15 protein-coding genes are annotated in these 16,045 nt (G+C 42.5%); 13 read left to right on the top strand and 2 right to left on the bottom strand.

What is annotated here, in order from left to right; genetic code table 11:
• Positions 1–10: 10 nt before the first annotated feature.
• From JOD17_RS02450 to JOD17_RS02400, 11 genes are all read left to right on the top strand, one after another.
• Complete coding sequence (locus JOD17_RS02450; RefSeq protein WP_204695548.1) at positions 11–796, top strand: flagellar hook-basal body protein; 786 nt, start codon at positions 11–13, stop codon at positions 794–796.
• Between the two features lie 15 nt (positions 797–811).
• The gene (locus JOD17_RS02445; RefSeq protein WP_042358139.1) at positions 812–1,621 is read left to right on the top strand and encodes a flagellar hook-basal body protein; all 810 of its coding nucleotides are present in this window, start codon (positions 812–814) and stop codon (positions 1,619–1,621) included.
• A 42-nt stretch (positions 1,622–1,663) separates the two neighbouring features.
• Positions 1,664–1,942 (top strand): DNA-directed RNA polymerase subunit beta, encoded by a 279-nt coding sequence (locus JOD17_RS02440; RefSeq protein ID WP_042358140.1) that lies wholly within the window; start codon positions 1,664–1,666, stop codon positions 1,940–1,942.
• Positions 1,943–1,956: 14 nt separating this feature from the next.
• Positions 1,957–2,391 (top strand): 3-hydroxyacyl-ACP dehydratase FabZ, encoded by a 435-nt coding sequence (gene fabZ / locus JOD17_RS02435; RefSeq protein WP_042358141.1) that lies wholly within the window; start codon positions 1,957–1,959, stop codon positions 2,389–2,391.
• A gap of 244 nt (positions 2,392–2,635) precedes the next feature.
• On the top strand, positions 2,636–2,932 hold the full coding sequence (locus JOD17_RS02430) for a DNA primase (protein ID WP_204695547.1): 297 nt from the start codon (positions 2,636–2,638) through the stop codon (positions 2,930–2,932).
• 512 nt (positions 2,933–3,444) lie between these two features.
• Positions 3,445–4,269 carry a peptidoglycan-binding domain-containing protein gene (locus JOD17_RS02425; protein WP_204695546.1) on the top strand — a complete coding sequence of 275 codons (825 nt, stop codon included), beginning with the start codon at positions 3,445–3,447 and terminating at the stop codon, positions 4,267–4,269.
• A 3-nt stretch (positions 4,270–4,272) separates the two neighbouring features.
• Complete coding sequence (locus JOD17_RS21680; RefSeq protein ID WP_338028747.1) at positions 4,273–4,875, top strand: C40 family peptidase; 603 nt, start codon at positions 4,273–4,275, stop codon at positions 4,873–4,875.
• A 131-nt stretch (positions 4,876–5,006) separates the two neighbouring features.
• Positions 5,007–5,612 carry a trimeric intracellular cation channel family protein gene (locus JOD17_RS02415; protein ID WP_204695544.1) on the top strand — a complete coding sequence of 202 codons (606 nt, stop codon included), beginning with the start codon at positions 5,007–5,009 and terminating at the stop codon, positions 5,610–5,612.
• A gap of 156 nt (positions 5,613–5,768) precedes the next feature.
• The gene (locus JOD17_RS02410; protein ID WP_204695543.1) at positions 5,769–7,280 is read left to right on the top strand and encodes a C40 family peptidase; all 1,512 of its coding nucleotides are present in this window, start codon (positions 5,769–5,771) and stop codon (positions 7,278–7,280) included.
• Between the two features lie 114 nt (positions 7,281–7,394).
• Entirely contained in the window at positions 7,395–8,222 is an 828-nt protein-coding gene (locus JOD17_RS02405; protein WP_338028742.1) for a mechanosensitive ion channel family protein, read from the top strand.
• Between the two features lie 54 nt (positions 8,223–8,276).
• Positions 8,277–8,513: a hypothetical protein gene (locus JOD17_RS02400; RefSeq protein ID WP_042358146.1), complete on the top strand. Its 237-nt coding sequence runs from the start codon at positions 8,277–8,279 to the stop codon at positions 8,511–8,513.
• Between the two features lie 43 nt (positions 8,514–8,556).
• Here the strand turns inward: JOD17_RS02400 and JOD17_RS02395 are convergent, their stop codons facing one another.
• Together JOD17_RS02395 and JOD17_RS02390 are read right to left on the bottom strand one after the other, a co-directional pair.
• Positions 8,557–9,441, bottom strand: a complete 885-nt coding sequence (locus JOD17_RS02395) for an N-acetylmuramoyl-L-alanine amidase family protein (RefSeq protein ID WP_204695541.1) — start codon at positions 9,439–9,441, stop codon at positions 8,557–8,559.
• Between the two features lie 388 nt (positions 9,442–9,829).
• Positions 9,830–10,870, bottom strand: coding sequence for a C40 family peptidase (locus JOD17_RS02390; protein WP_204695540.1), 1,041 nt, complete (start codon positions 10,868–10,870; stop codon positions 9,830–9,832).
• A gap of 422 nt (positions 10,871–11,292) precedes the next feature.
• On the opposite strand from JOD17_RS02390, the gene JOD17_RS02385 reads away from it, so the two are divergent.
• Positions 11,293–12,099: a DUF6612 family protein gene (locus tag JOD17_RS02385; protein WP_204695539.1), complete on the top strand. Its 807-nt coding sequence runs from the start codon at positions 11,293–11,295 to the stop codon at positions 12,097–12,099.
• 737 nt (positions 12,100–12,836) lie between these two features.
• Entirely contained in the window at positions 12,837–15,974 is a 3,138-nt protein-coding gene (locus JOD17_RS02380) for an S-layer homology domain-containing protein (RefSeq protein ID WP_204695538.1), read from the top strand.
• Positions 15,975–16,045: the final 71 nt, after the last annotated feature.

The raw sequence follows: 16,045 nt of genomic DNA, 5'->3' as shown, positions 1-16,045 counted from the left end.
GAGGGTAGCTATGATCCGAGGATTTTACAACGCAGCATCAGGGATGATTACCCAGCAACGTCGTACCGACGTTCTGAACGACAATTTAGCAAACGTCACAACACCTGGATACAAAGCAGATCACGCAAGCGTTCGTGCTTTTCCGAACATGCTCATTCAAGCGATGAACACGAATTCAAGGCAACCGATTGGTGAATTGAACACAGGTGTTTACATGCAAGAGCGAACGGCTGATTTTCGTCAAGGGGATTTACGAGAGACGAATGTTGGGACGGATGTTGCCCTATTGCAAGGAATCGTCGGTGAAGGCAGTCTTCTCTTTGTCGTCAGTGATGATGATGGCGAACCGGTTTATACGAGAAATGGGAATTTCACTGTAGATAGTACGGGTTACCTTACGACGAGTAACGGCAATCGTGTGCTTGGAACGGACGGAGAACCTTTACTCGTAACTAATGAATGGTTTAGCGTGAATGACATGGGAACGGTTGTTAATCACGTTGGAGAAGAAGTTGGTCAGATGAACATTGCCTTTGCTGAGGATCATCACGACCTTGTAAAAGCAGGAGATGGACTTCTTCGTTATGATGGAGGCGAATTGCCGAGTGCTGTAGAGAACGAGGCGTTGCCTTATGCATTGCAACAAGGGTTTCTCGAACAATCAAATGTTGATCCTCTGCAAACGATGACAGAACTTATGAGTGCTCATCGTCTGTATGAAGCAAACCAAACGATCTTAAAAGCGTACGATCAGAACATGCAGCGAGCGGCCAACGACATCGGCAAGCTCGGCTAATGAAGGAGTTAGAAGATGCTTACTTCAGCCGTTTCAATGGGACAGCTTCAACAAGGCATTGATACGACCGCGCACAACTTGGCAAACGTCAATACGACGGGATATCAACGTCGAGAAGCGATGTTCTCAGACCTTTTATTCCAACAGATTAATAATCAGCAAGTTCCGCAACCAGAAGGTAACCGCTTAACACCACCTGGCATTCGTTCTGGATCAGGTGCAGCAATGGTCCAATCGGCATTAAGGTTTGAACAAGGATCAGTGAAAGAGAGCGAACGGGACCTTGATTTTGCATTGATTAGCCCGAATCATTTTTTTCCAGTTGAGCGAGAAGGCGAAACGTTTCTAACAAGAGACGGTGCGTTTTACTTATCGGAATCAGGGGATAATACGTGGCGGATCGTTTCAGGAGACGGTGCGGCGTTATTGCAAGCGGATGGCACGCCATTTGAAATTACCGGACAAGCCCAAAGTTTTACCTTACAAGCTGACGGTACCCTCGTTGCCCAAATGGCCGACGGTCAAGACGTGGAACTAGGTACTCTTAATCTTGCAAACGTCAGCAAACCTCAAATGCTCGAGTCAATCGGTAATAACTTATTTGCGTTACCGGACGTTGAGGCGCTTGATCTTACATTGGCAGATGTATTAGAATATGAAGCGGCGAACAACGGGACGGTCGTACAAGGAGCGTTAGAACAAGCGAATGTCGACATGGCCCAAGAGATGGTAAAATTGATGGAAATGCAGCGTTTGTATAGCATGCATGCGAGGTCTCTCCGTCAAACCGATCAAATGATGGGTCTTGTTAATAGCCTCCGATAAGTACATATTTCACCGATTGTCTTGGAAGAGAAGGGGACTCTCATGGCTGGACATGCAAAGGATGAAGTAAACGAAAACGAAACGAAAGCGATGCGAAAGCAGCGACGAAAAGAAAAACGACAAGAAAAGCGTGCCCTAAAGCGATCACGGAAAGTTCGCTTAGTGCCGATTTGGTTACGACTTGTCCTCATCGTCGTTCTTTTTGCTGCGATGATTGTGCTCGGACTTTTGTTCGGCTATCGAGTCATCGGTGGTGGCGAAGGGTATGATATACTGCAATGGGAAACATGGACAGATCTTTACGACTATATTAGCGGCTAAAGGACGGAGAATCGATGCTAAATACGGAAGAAATTAAAGAGATTATCGCACACCGCTATCCATTCTTACTCATTGACCGTGTACTAGAACTGGAAGAAGGCGAGCGTTGTGTCGCTCTGAAGAACGTTACTGCAAATGAAGAGTTTTTTAATGGACACTTTCCAGGATACCCACTTATGCCAGGCGTTCTAATTGTAGAAGCACTTGCACAAACGGGTGCGGTGGCCCTTTTAAAACACGAGAAATACGCAGGGAAACTAGCGGTCTTTGCAGGCATTGATAATTGCCGGTTTAAAGGACAAGTTACACCAGGCGATCAACTCATCTTAGAAACGACACTAACACGTGTGCGAGGAACGATTGGCAAAGGTCATGCTGTCGCAAAAGTAGACGATAAAGTCGTTGCAGAGCTTGATCTTATGTTTGCACTGACGGATAAAGAGGCGTAAAAACGTCTCTTTTATATATTTATATAGTAAAAGGTTCACAGAACATCCATGAATACGTTTGAAATGTGTAAGTAATAAGGTTGAAATGTAAGAAAACAATGACATTATGAAACAATGTCCAAAGACGTTCAAAAATGTACGCATTCGCTAGACGGTCGCGGATATCGTTGATATGATGTACACAAGTTAGCCGAAAGACAAATGGCTAACACAAAATCATGAACTCTTAAAGGGGACATTAACTATGAATAAGAAATTACTATATGGTGCACTTTCTTCAATCTTCGCAGTAGGTATGCTAGCTGCTTGTGGCGACGCTGAAGAGCCAGCTGAAGACGGCGTAGACGTAGACGACACTGAAGAAGAAGTAGATACTGACGCTGACGCTGATGTAGACGGCGACGATGAGCTTGAAATCGATGAGCCTGCTGACGAAGAAGAAGCAGATCTTGACGCTGACGAAGAAGAAGAAGTAGACGCTGATGCAGACGAAGACGCTGAATTAGACGTTGAAGACGAAGACGAAGACACTGAAGAGTAATTCGTAATCGATAACTAAGCTGTTTCTTGGATCACTTGATCCTTGAAGCAGCTTTTTTTATGTTTACATAAAAGAATCTCTTGGTGTTGCACACATAACTATATTAATGAAGAAATCGGTTTAAACGGTGAATCCAGTTGGATTTTTCTAGGTCTAAGGAAAACATTGCTTAAGCATAAAGTTGTGAAGTTAGTCGCTGTTAGGAATACACTGCCAACTATAAGAGTAGATGGAGACAGTAAATTTGAAAAATATCCCAAGCTTATTTTTTGTCGTTATATGTCGAATGACCTGTGTGTGATCGTGTGCTTTTTGGATACAGGAAAGACCTATGGAATAGAACCGTTGGTTGATCAAGTGTTTTCTCTTGTTATTAAGTGTTTAGTCACGATTTCTAAAATGGAGACCCGCAAGAATCAGACAGTATTGACCGTGTGATTTGTCTCATGAAATAGGTCATGCCCTCTGTATAGAATGAAAGTACTAGGTGTTTGCAGGGGGAGCTTATAGTCATGAGTAAAATAGCAGTGGTTACAGCAGTTTCAGCAGGGGCGTTATTCGTTTCACCAAGTGCAATCGATGCAGCAGAACTCATGCGTTACGGGCAACAATCAGACGATGTAAAAGAACTTCAAATCGCATTAAAAGAACAAGGTTATTTCAACGACCATAGAGCCACTGGGTATTTCGGTCAGCTTACGTTGGCTGCCGTTCGATCGTTTCAAGCCGATCACCAATTAGCGGTTGATGGAATCGTAGGTCCGAAGACATTGGCCAAACTCCACGGTGATTCACAGAATGAAGAGCCTTCGTTTCCGAATCTTAATCAACCGATTGAACTATTACAAAACGGTAGCTCAGGGGAAAAGGTAATTGCGCTTCAAGTCGAGTTAAAGCAACTCGGCTACTTTAATTCAAGAATCGATGGCTTTTTTGGCAGAATTACTCGTGATGCAGTCGTTCGTTTTCAACGGAGCCACGGATTGTCAGCGGATGGTATCGTCGGACCGAAGACGAAACAACAAATTGCCATTGCGATTGGAACTGAGGCAGTTCCAGAGGAAGTCGCACCACCGTATGAACCTGAAGAGATATTAACTGAAAAGAACCTTTCATATGGTCATACAGGAGACCGTGTGATTGAATTACAACAACTGTTAAAAGATCACGGGTATTATCATGGTGCAATGACAGGCGTGTTCGGGCAAGCGACAGAGCGTGCGGTACGTGCATTGCAATCAGAGAATGGGCTCGCCGTCGACGGAATTGCCGGACCGGATACGATGAACTGGCTACATGGGAACGAGCCGACAAATCCAGATTCGGACTTTTCGTAAGGCATAGGGGACACAGGTCCAATCGTTCAGAACATCCAACTGTATTTGCGAGACTTAGGGTATTTAGAAGACTATGCAACTGGTGAGTTTGACGAAGCCACACGAGACGCACTGCAAGCCTTTCAGCGTGCGAACAACCTTGAGGCAACCGGTGTAGCAAATCAAGCAACGATTGATCGCTTGGAAGACGTGCACGTATTGCCTGGCGAAGTTGAAGAGCCTACACCAGAACGACCAGATGTCGAGGAACGACAAGAACTGATTTACTTGGCATCCACACTTGTTGGTACACCGTTCGTCTTTGGTGGGGCGACTCTAGACGGGTTTGATGCGAGCGGGTTCATCTATTACGTGTACAGCCAGAAGGGTCATTCAATTCCAAGAACGATCCGTGACCAATATGAAGCGAGTCGATCTGTGGAACGACCGAACGTTGGCGACCTCGTCTTCTTTGATTCGTCAGGGGGACCAACTTATGTTGGGATGTACGTTGGAAATCAAACGTTCGTGCATGCTAGTCAATCTCAAGGGGTAACCGTATCAAGCTTAGAACAAGGCTATTGGAAAGAGCGTTTTATTGAAGCGCGTACGATAATTACTAAATAACGATGTAAGCTTCTTTGTTCCGTAAAGGAATGGAGGAGCTTTTTTGTTTTCTTCAATGGAGATATTCTGTGTAGCAATAGATGAAGTTGGGGATTTGTGGCATAATAGTTTCACAGAAAGGTGCGAATGGAATGACTTGGGATCTCTTAAATATTATCGGTACGCTCGCCTTTGCATTAAGTGGAGTGGTCGTTGCCATGGAAGAACGATATGACTTAATGGGCGTTTACATACTCGGATTTGTGACGGCATTTGGTGGAGGTGCCATCCGGAACTTATTAATCGGTGTTCCAGTTACCGCACTTTGGGGTCAAGGGCCGTTATTTATGATTGCATTCGTTGCAATTACGATTCTTTTTGTATTCCCGAAGTTCTTAGACCGGCGCGGCTCGATGTGGGGCGTGTTTTTTGATGCGATCGGACTTGCGGCTTTTGCTACACAAGGGGCAATCTTTGCAGCGGACATGGGTCTACCTGTGAGCGCAGCAATTGCGGCAGCAGCACTAACTGGAACCGGTGGAGGAATGGTTCGTGACTTACTTGCAGGACGTCGTCCTCTCTTCTTACAAAAAGAAATTTACATCGCTTGGACATTACTTGCAGGAATTCCAATCGGATTAGGTTTCATTACTCATCCAATCGGGTATGGAGTAATCGTTGTGAGTATTGTTGTGTTGCGGATGTTATCGGTCTATTATCAATGGCGCTTGCCGTCTAGACACCTAAGTGATGCTTAATACTTAGGTGTCAATATGGACATATAGACTATTTTTATGAAATGGAGGGAATTAAATAGTAATATTGAGTAATAAGTAGTAAAATAATTGTACTATGAGTAGTTATAACAATTAAATAATATTCGACAATATTCGACGTCGAAGAGGAGGACTGTGATGACGATCAGTACCGTGAAGAAGTTTGCAATTACTTCGGTTACTGTTACAGGAGCAGCGCTTACGGTTCCAATGATCGCTGATGCGGCGCTTGAGAACCAGGTGTTACGCTACGGGCAACAATCAGAAGACGTTCGCCACTTACAGACATTGTTAAAGGAAAAAGGATACTTTACATACCAAACCGCAACCGGGTATTACGGGGACATCACCGTTCGGGCTGTAAGGCAGTTCCAAGGTGATCATTCACTGAGTGTCGATGGCATTGCCGGACCACAAACGATCGGTGCCCTTCTAAAGGACCGACCGAGTGAACAAGTTAGAAGTAGCCAGAGTACTTCAGGAGGCTCTTCTGGTACACTTATTCGCAATGGCATGAAAGGCGAAAGCGTCTCGAATTTGCAACGACAGCTTAGAGATCTAGGATTCTTTAACTCAACGGTTGATGGCCATTTCGGTCGTGTCACACAAGCGGCTGTTCAAGACTTTCAACGATCACACGGTCTTGGGGTCGATGGCATCGTTGGTCCACAGACACAGAGACAATTACAAGTCGTTCAAGGCTCAGAAAGTGTTCTCGGCTCAGGAGGAGGCAATTCTTCCTCAGGAGATTCAGGAAACTTTACGCCGACATCGACAGGCTTAATAAGTCCTGGTGATCGTGGCAACCAAGTATCCGTCTTGCAACAACAATTAAAGGACTTAGGGTATTACAGCCATGCGGTAACGGGCGTGTTTGGTCCAGTTACAGAACGAGCAGTCCGAGACTTTCAACGAACGAACCAAATCGGAGCGGATGGCTTAGTTGGCCCGCAAACGCATCGAACACTCGCGAGCAGTCCGAAACGTGCGGGTGACAGCGTGAGTACGACACCGTCGGCACCGTCAGGTGGGAATGGGATCGTTCGCCAAGGGATGCAAGGTCAGCAAGTAACGAACTTACAGCAATTGCTTCGTGATAAGGGCTATATGAACATTGCACCAACAGGGGTGTTCGGGGATCTTACATATCAAGCAGTACGTAAGTTTCAACAAGATCAAAGCTTAGCCGTAGATGGCATCGCAGGCCCAGCAACATTTGGTGCCTTACAAGGGAACACATCAGCTCCGAGCAAGCCGTCAACACCGCCTTCATCAGGAGGAGGAAGTGGCGGGAACTTTGTGACGAACGTAGTAAATAGCGCATCGAATCACCTCGGTGTACCGTACGTCTGGGGAGGTACTTCTCCTTCAGGTTTCGATTGCTCTGGATTTATTCAGTATGTATTCAAAGAAAATGGTGTGAACACACCACGAACCGTTGCCAACATGTTTTCTAGTGGTTCGAGTGTAAGTTCACCAAGCGTAGGAGACATCGTCTTCTTTGATACGACAGGAGGACCATCACACGCAGGGATTTACATAGGAAACAACAAGTTCGTGCATGCTGGCTCTTCAACTGGCGTAACAGTCGCAGATTTGAATAACAGTTATTGGAATCCTCGTTATTTAGGAGCGAAGCGTCTTCATTAAGATTAACGTAGTCCTGTTCAACGAACAGGGCTTTTCTTTATGGATTTGACGTTTAGTCACTCGCTTGGACGGGAAAAAAGAAGGTCGAGAACTCGTACAGAAAGGTGTGTTTATGTGTTTGATTTTGATTTCCAAGCGATTATGAGCGCTGCAATTCCAGTGCTAATTGAAATTGTACTCATTATCGTCGGGTATTTGATCGTTCGTGCAGTCGGGGCGTCTGTGATTACACGGATTTTTAAGACGGTATCAGAGAAGCGTAATATTCATCCAGGACGAATTAAGACGCTAAAGAACTTGGTTCATAGCATTTTTACGTACGTATTATTATTTGTATTTGTGCTCGTCTTCTTAGGCGCCTTTGGCGTTGAGATTATGCCAATCTTAGCTGGTGCAGGTGTTGTCGGACTAGCTGTTGCGTTCGGTGCACAAGGGCTTGTGAGCGATATTGTGACAGGTTTCTTCTTATTAATAGAGAAACAAATTGATGCAGAAGATTATGTAACGGTAGCAGGGCTAGACGGGATTGTGGAAGAAGTCGGTCTTCGTACGACGCGAATTCGCGGTTTTGATGGTACCCTTCATTTCATTCCGAACCGTGACATTACGAGTGTAAGTAATCACTCCAGAGGAAATATGGAAGCATTTATTGACATCGGAATCTCTTTCAACGAAAATATCAATGAAGCCATTACAGTGCTTCAAAAAGCAACGAAAGAGTTGTATGAACAAGACGAGAATATCGTCGAAGAACCTTATGTTCTTGGGGTGTCTAGCTTCGATGAATACGACATGAAAATTCGCATCCTAACGTACACAACGAACATGAATCAGTGGGCTGTTGAACGTAAGCTTCGCCAAGTGTGTAAAGAAGCGCTAGAAGAAGCGGACATTCACATTCCAGTGCCAAAGCAAGTGTACGTGGAAGAGAAACAATCGTAGTAACGCGTTGACTCACCAGGAAACAAATTGAGGGAAAAGGGGAGCAGGGTTCTGGTGGATGCACTGCAGATGTTAAGGAATTTTCTCATTGCGTTTTTAGTCCTCATGACCATCATTGTCATCCCATTAAGTATTTTGGCAGTGGTGAACCCAGACGAACACGGCGTACCTGTCGGCACGATGATTAGCATCTCCATCGGCGCGGTCGTGTTTGTGATTAACAACCATCTTATTCGCAAGTTCGAACGACGAATTCAGAGCCGAATGAGAGAAAGTGAATCACATGGATAAAGCTACCGAGTTCAACTCGGTAGCTTTTTTTGAGTGTATGCAATTATAACGATTGCACTGCCCGTAGAATTGCACGTGCGCTTTGATCGCGCATGAGATCGGTCTGTTGCAAGCTTCGGTCATATTCATTCGTCATAAAACCAAATTCAATAAGAGCTGCAGGCATCGCGGTTTTCCTTAGGACAACGTAATTGCTCGGCAACACACCGCGATCACGCATGTCGATCTCGCGAACAGCTTCTGATTGCAAAGCATGAGCGAGCGTCTGGCCAGCCGCGCTACCAGGAGCATAGTAAGTTTCAATGCCGTTTGCGTCTAAATCAAAGGAAGCATTTGCGTGGATGCTAATAAAGATATCCGCACTTGTCCCATTTGCATAGTCCGCACGGTCGTCTAAAGCGATAAATGAATCATTTGAACGGGTCAGGCTAACGTTGTACCCGGCGTCCGTTAGGTACGCTGCTGCACGATTGGCGATGTCTAGTGTAATTTCTTTTTCATAGAAATTGTTTACGACCGCCCCGGGGTCTTGTCCACCGTGACCAGGATCAAGGACAATTCGTTGGATTGAACCAAGCGGTGCACCGTTTAACGGCGGTGACTCTGCTTCTTCATGGACGACAGTGTCTTGCGCATCGGTGTCTTCAACAGCATCAACACCCGTTTCTGTAATGTAGTCGAGGCTTACGTAACCCGTGCGACCATGATACGTAATTTGTCCCCAACCATTTCCTACATCTAAGTATTCAATCGTCTGCCGATCGACTAATGAACCGACGACCGGTGACTCAGTGTTTGCACTATCACGTACGAGCAATGAGCCGTTTGTATCGACATAGCCTGTTTGATAGGCATGTACAGAGACGGGCAAGAATAGAAATAACAGGAATAATGGTACGAATGATAACAACAATGATTTCTTCGACATGTACGAACCCCTCTCAAAATAAATCTATGAAAATGGAATAATCTAAGCGTAAGAGAATTGCAATCGAGAAGCAAGGGAAATTCCTCGCCACTTTTCGCTGAGAAAAGAACGATTCTCATACAAATTTGGAAAGGTTTGTTGAAGAAAGCAGAGGAAAAACATTTTCTCAAAAAAAATTAAAGAAAAAGGTTTAGAAACCGTTCAAAACGTGAATACAATAACTAACCCCATACCCCCTTAGTATAATAGATGATCGTTCGCAACCCCCTGAGCGAATGATCCCCCGATGAAACATAGATGACTACACCGATGTAGCGTCGCCGTTTCCTCGGCTACATATGAAGAAACCCGCCTCACGCAAATGCGGAGGCGGGTTTTGGTTTGTTAATTAGTTATGAACATTTAAAGCACGATCAAGGAATGCAGCGAAGTGACCACGATTTGCAACCCTTTCAGGGTCATAGCCACCGTCACGAGTTCCAGTAGATATTTCAGTGCCTGCAAATGCCATGATTTGATCATAGTACTCATGACCAGCTACATCATGGAAATTCTCTTCAGACTCAAAGCCTTCCAAGTTAAATGCTTCGTAGAATACTGCTGCAATTTCCCCGCGTGTGATCTTTGCTGAAGGTTTAAAATCATTACCCTTAACAATGCTATCGAAATAACCAGCGGATTCAACTGCTGAAATCACATCAGCATTATGGTGGCTAGAAGACACATCGTCATAACCTGGATTTCCATCAGGTTTGAGGTCTAAAGTACGTGCAATTAATGCAGCTGCTTGTGAGCGATCAATCTGTTGGTTAGGTCTATAAGTATAATCGCTATAGCCATTTATAATTCCTGACTCACCAAGAGATTTTATCTCGGCGTATGCAAAGTGACTTTCACGTACATCATGATATTGTCCTGCCGGAAGTGGTTTTGGCTCAGGTGGCGATGTCTCAGAAGCAACCTCTTCTTGTTCTGTAATGACACGCTGTGCACCGATATAGCGGCTACCCCAGTAGTAAGGATCATTAATGCTGACGATCGATACACCACGAGAAGATGAGGAATGGATCATATCTCCACCACCGATGTACATTCCTGAGTGCGAAACGCCTCTACCTGATGTATTAAAGAACACGAGGTCTCCTGGTTGTAGATTGCTCTTAGACACGCTGTCACCAGCACTTGCTTGCGCAGCAGCGGTTCTCGGTAAACTTTGGTCAATCGCTCTGTCAAAGATATAAACGAGATAACCTGAACAATCAAATCCGCTAGGGCTTGTCCCTCCGTAACGGTATGGTGATCCTAAATGCTTCTTACCCTCTGTAATTACTTGGTCGGCTGCGGATTGGGCGTCTGCTGTTTCGACGTCTGCAGAAAACACCGACAGTGCAAGTACTGCACTTGCCGCAGTCATTAGAAACTTACGCAATGGAATTCCCCTTCCCCTGTAGCTCCCCTGCTACGGTTCATAATTTTAATAGATTGTTGTAAAACGTTGTATGTGTAGTTCTAATAGAGTTCATCGATAGTTGGATATGTAAGTTACTTTTCAACAATTCATAGTCTATCATAGGCATTTAGATGTGTGCCTTTACAGTTGTGTAACAAGTTGGAGACATAATGAAACATTTTCTATAAAAAGACGTCAATTTAAACAGAGTCTCTCTGTACTTGCTGTAAAAAGAAGTCGTGAACGACTGTTACATGTCGATTTTTAGAGAAGAAAAGAAACTATTGTCTTTTTAGTCGTAGATCACGGGAATGTAACAGAACTGTAACAAGGCTATACAAAGAAACATGCATCCGCTAAAATAAAACGGTAAACGTTTAATCTTCAATAAAGGAGTTCCTATGAAAAAGCGACTGATGACCTTCGGAGTAATGATGTTAATTGTTGCTTCTGGTTGTACAACTACAGAAAATCCTGAAGACATTTTCAATCGTTCTAAAACGATCCTAGATGAATCGACGGAGAACGTTCATTTTAAAAAGTGGCAAAATCTACAAATCAATGGTGAAAGTATGAATGCAAACACACGAGGTGCGATGCAACTACACCCACTTGACGCATACGTGATTAGTACACTCGATCTGGTTGATTTTAATGAGCCGTTAGAGTTTCGAATTCACATCAATGATGAAGAAGCGTATGTTGAAGAAGGTGAGGACATACGACAGTTCAGTGATGACATTCAAGGTAGCTTCTTGTCGATGGTCAATCCGATTGATGAAATGAATCGATATGAACCGTTTCAAGAATCCATGTTGATGAAAGAAATAGAAGACTTCTATGAAGTATCTTTTCGAACGGATCAAGAACAACACATTCCACTTGTTCTGAATAAGATGGAACAATGGGGAATGATCGATGAAGAACTTGGTGAGGACATGGCTGACAACATAGAAATAGAACGAATTGATATGGTTGCTTTTATCGACAAAGAGACATACGAGCTTCATCAATTTGATACGCGCTATCGATTCACAGTGGAATTACAAGGAGATCTCCAGCAAGTCGATGATCAACAAAGCATTGTTTTCGATCATTGGAATGAAGTAAGTGATGATGTAGAGTCATTTGTTCACGAAATTTTAGAAGAAGAGCAACGACAAGCGCAAGACGACGAAGAGCTTGAAGAAGAAATAGAAACAGAATAGAGAAACCCACGTTGCCATCAAATTATGGTGAGCGTGGTTTTTTTTTTTTTTTTTTTTTTATGTGTGCCAAGCGTTTTAAGTTCGGGAAATGCCGAGTGATAATTTACGTACAGCGATTCAGAAAAATAGAGATAATTCACTAGGAAGAAATGTGCATGAGTAATTCATCTCATAAATATAAATTATAACAATTATCATATATAGAGAAAAAAGAACTATAAAAATATCTAAGATGTTTACTGGTATTACAAAGATATTTCATATTATTAATGCTAAAGTATCTATAAAATCAGGTTAAAATTATTAAAAATACAAAAAGTAAGAGACTAAATCACTAAAAAACTACCTTTTTATGATTAATAAAAGAAAATGCCTAGCAATATTTGCCTCCATCCTGTAAAATTGAGGTAACTTGTCGAAATATCAAAAAATACAAGACCCACGTATGGGAATCATTTCACATTAATAAGAAAAATCGACTATTTTTTGTTTGACACGTAGATTTAAAGCTCTATATAATGGGTGATGGTTAGTCTTGTTATCTAGTAAACTTTGAAGATTGACAAGAGTAAGAGGGCAAAGCGGGGTCGCAATTTAACATAACTAACTGTAATTATTTTTGTTTTGTTGTAATACTCGTAGCTTTCTGAATGTTTATGTTTATAAAGTCCAAGGCTGTGTCGTAGTTTCATCCTTCCAAGGCAGCTTTGTACTATACAAAAGGAGGAGTAATAAGAATGGCTTACCAACCAAAGTCTTATCGTAAATTTATTGCAGGAACAATGACAGCTGCAATGGCAGCATCAGCATTTGCAGTAACTACACCTCAACAGGTAGTTAACGCAGAGGAGCAAGAGCAAGCATTTTCAGATGTTTCTCCATCGTATTATGCTTATGAAGAAATCCAAAGAGCATATGAAAGAGGATTAATCAACGGTCATACCGATGGTACATACCGTCCAGGAGTAGAGTTAATTCGTGGACAAGCTGCACGTATGATTGCAAATGCTCTAGAGATGGAAATTCCTGAAGTAACTGAAGACCCATTTACTGACTTAAGTGCTGATAATGTATTTGCAGGTGTTGCAAAAGCGTTAAATGATGCTGGAATTATTGTTGGTCGACATGGTGGTACAGAATTCGGTGCAAACCTTGTCTTAACTCGTGAGCAAATGGCTACAATTCTAGTACGTGCTTTCGAATTGGAACCAATTGAAGGTGCTGAAACGAATCTTACAGATTTAGACAAAGCTTATCATGCACATACAGATAATATCGAAATCATCACTCAACATGGAATTTCATACGTTGAAAGTGGAGTATTTAAACCTCAAGATCCAGTAAACCGTGTTCAAATGGCAGTATTCCTTGATCGTGCGGTAGATGTACGTAACACACTTGACTCAGGAATTGCGGGACTTTCTGCAACGGATAACCAAACGGTTGACGTAACATACTACGAAGAAGTAGAAGAAGTTAGCGCGGAGCAGTTCGAATTCCCAGGGCTTGAAGTTCTTGATGCGAACATCATTGAAGGTGAAGACGGGGAGAACAATGTTGTTCGTCTTGTTACTGAACCACAAACTGCTGATGAAGTATACCGCCTACACTATGAAGGTGAACGTACGAGCTTGACATTCGTAGGTAGCGATGTAGATGCAGAAGCACCAGTTGAAGTTACATCTGTACGTGCAATCAATGAGAACACAGTACGTGTAAACTTTAACCAACAAATCAACAATGTAGATTTCAACAACTTTACAGTAAGTGATCGTACAGTTACGAATACTGAAATCTCTGAAGATGGAGATTATGTAGATGTAACGGTTAACCGTGCCTTTACTCGTAACCAAGAGTACACAATTAATTCTAGAAACATCGTTCCAGCACAATTTGAAGATGAGCCAAGAAACTTTGAAAATACGTTTACTTGGGTAGTCACAGAAGGAACAACAGTTTCTCTCGAAAGTACTTCATTAATTGAAGGTGATGAATCAAAACTGAATGTTGTTGACCAAAATGGTAATGCAGTTTCTGGTAGCACAGCGGTTGAATTAACTTCAAGTAACACGAATGTTGTATCGACTACAGGTCAATCCACACTTAGTGATGCAAAAGTAACAGCTATTAATGCTGGTACAGCCCAAGTGACAGCAAAAGTTACACTTGCTGATGGCTCAGTATTACGTAATACTTTTACAGTTACTGTAGATGAAAAAGTTGAAGAAATTGAAAATAGAGGATTTACTCTAGTTTCAGACATTGCAAATGCGCCTGATAACACAGTCGCTTTTGAGAACAGCTATCATGTGACAGATTTAGTTCACGGAGATAGTGCTAGCGTTGCTATGTTCGATGTTACTGATGGAGATCCTAACGATGCACCATTATCATTTGCGGGTGCAACAGTTAGAAGTTTGAACTCTACTCTTGCTAGTGCAAGTATTAACGGTAATGAATTAGTGTTAACAGCTAATGATGCAGGGCGTACCGGTGAGGCTAAATTCGAGGTTACATTCGACGATGATACGCAGCGAACGGTTACTATTGACGTCGTAGATGCTAGCAAATTCAACGATATTGGAGTAAACACTACCTCAATCAACTTATCAGGTGATACAAGAGGATCTGCTACTTATGTTGAAGGTGTAAATAGTCAAGAAGTAACAATCTCAGCTCTTGATCAGTATGATACTTGGTTTAATAGTTTCGGTTCTGAAGGTAAAATTGTAATTTCTTCTGATACAGAAGGATTGTATGTAAATGGAGACGATGATTCAGTAGAAGTACTAAATAGTGATATTACTGGTGGAGATTATACATTTGATGTCCAAGCTGGTGAGAATGAAGATTTATCAGGAACTGTAAAAGTTAACTACTTTGCTAAGGCGAGTGATGATGCGCCAACGAGCACGCATAATATCGCAGTTAATGTAGCAGATGTTGACATTACTGATACTGAACAGAGCTTAGACGTTGTAGCTCCTTCTGCTATTGACGCATTAGCTACTGCAAACGTGGGAAATTTTGTGAACTCAATTGATTTTGATAATGAAGATGAAGCTCGAGTATATGTATTAAATGATGAAGGTAATAGAATTGGACTTTCATCACCTGTGGAAATTACGTCTTCTAATGTGAATGATAACGAGTGGTTGAGCGATGTTCCAGAAACTGGAGGAACTACACTATCATTCTTTGATACTGATGAGGCTAGAACATTTTTAACAGACAGCGGCTCAGTAAATGTAGATGTAGAAGCTGATGGTATTACTCAGACGCTCTCAATCGATTACTTGAACAGTGCGAATAACCCTGCATCTGCATCTAGAGTATCATCAACAGCTGCAATCAAACTTGCGGATGCTGATACTTCAATCACTTTTGAAGAAATTCTATTTGGTAAGCCAGATGAAGAGCAGTTAGTATTAGATAGAACTCCTCTAGCATTACCTGATAACTATGCTATTGCTGTAGCTAATGCAGCTAGCAATGGTGGTTATCAATATAACAAGCCAGTATTATCATTTAAAAATCAAGCTGGAGAGGATCTAGCTACAGGTGTAAATGTCTATGGATTCGATCCTACTAGCGTTTCAGGTAATACATGGAACATCAATGCTCTAAATGATAGCTTTACACAAGATAACTTCGATGTTGATTTTACAGTGACAAATGTAAATCCAACTTCAGTAACTGTTCCAAATACAGGTGATTTATCTGACGGAGTTACATTATCGGCTGGAGATGCTGTTACTTTTACAATCGTCATTGAAGGCGTATATGTAAATGGTTACGAAGCGTTACCAATTGATAACGAAGTTCTAAACCTTTTAGATGATGCTGTAACTGTAGAAGTATCTATTTCTAAATAATAGTGAGATCTTTTGAAGCTGCACAGAGGTTAAAACCTCTGTGCAGCTTTTTATATTTGTGCTCTATATTG

It is taken from the genome of Geomicrobium sediminis (assembly GCF_016908595.1).
GTDB classification, from domain to species: domain Bacteria; phylum Bacillota; class Bacilli; order Bacillales; family Marinococcaceae; genus Geomicrobium_A; species Geomicrobium_A sediminis.
Note: the sequence above shows the minus strand (reverse complement) of the source record. Positions and strands in the feature narration are given on the sequence as shown.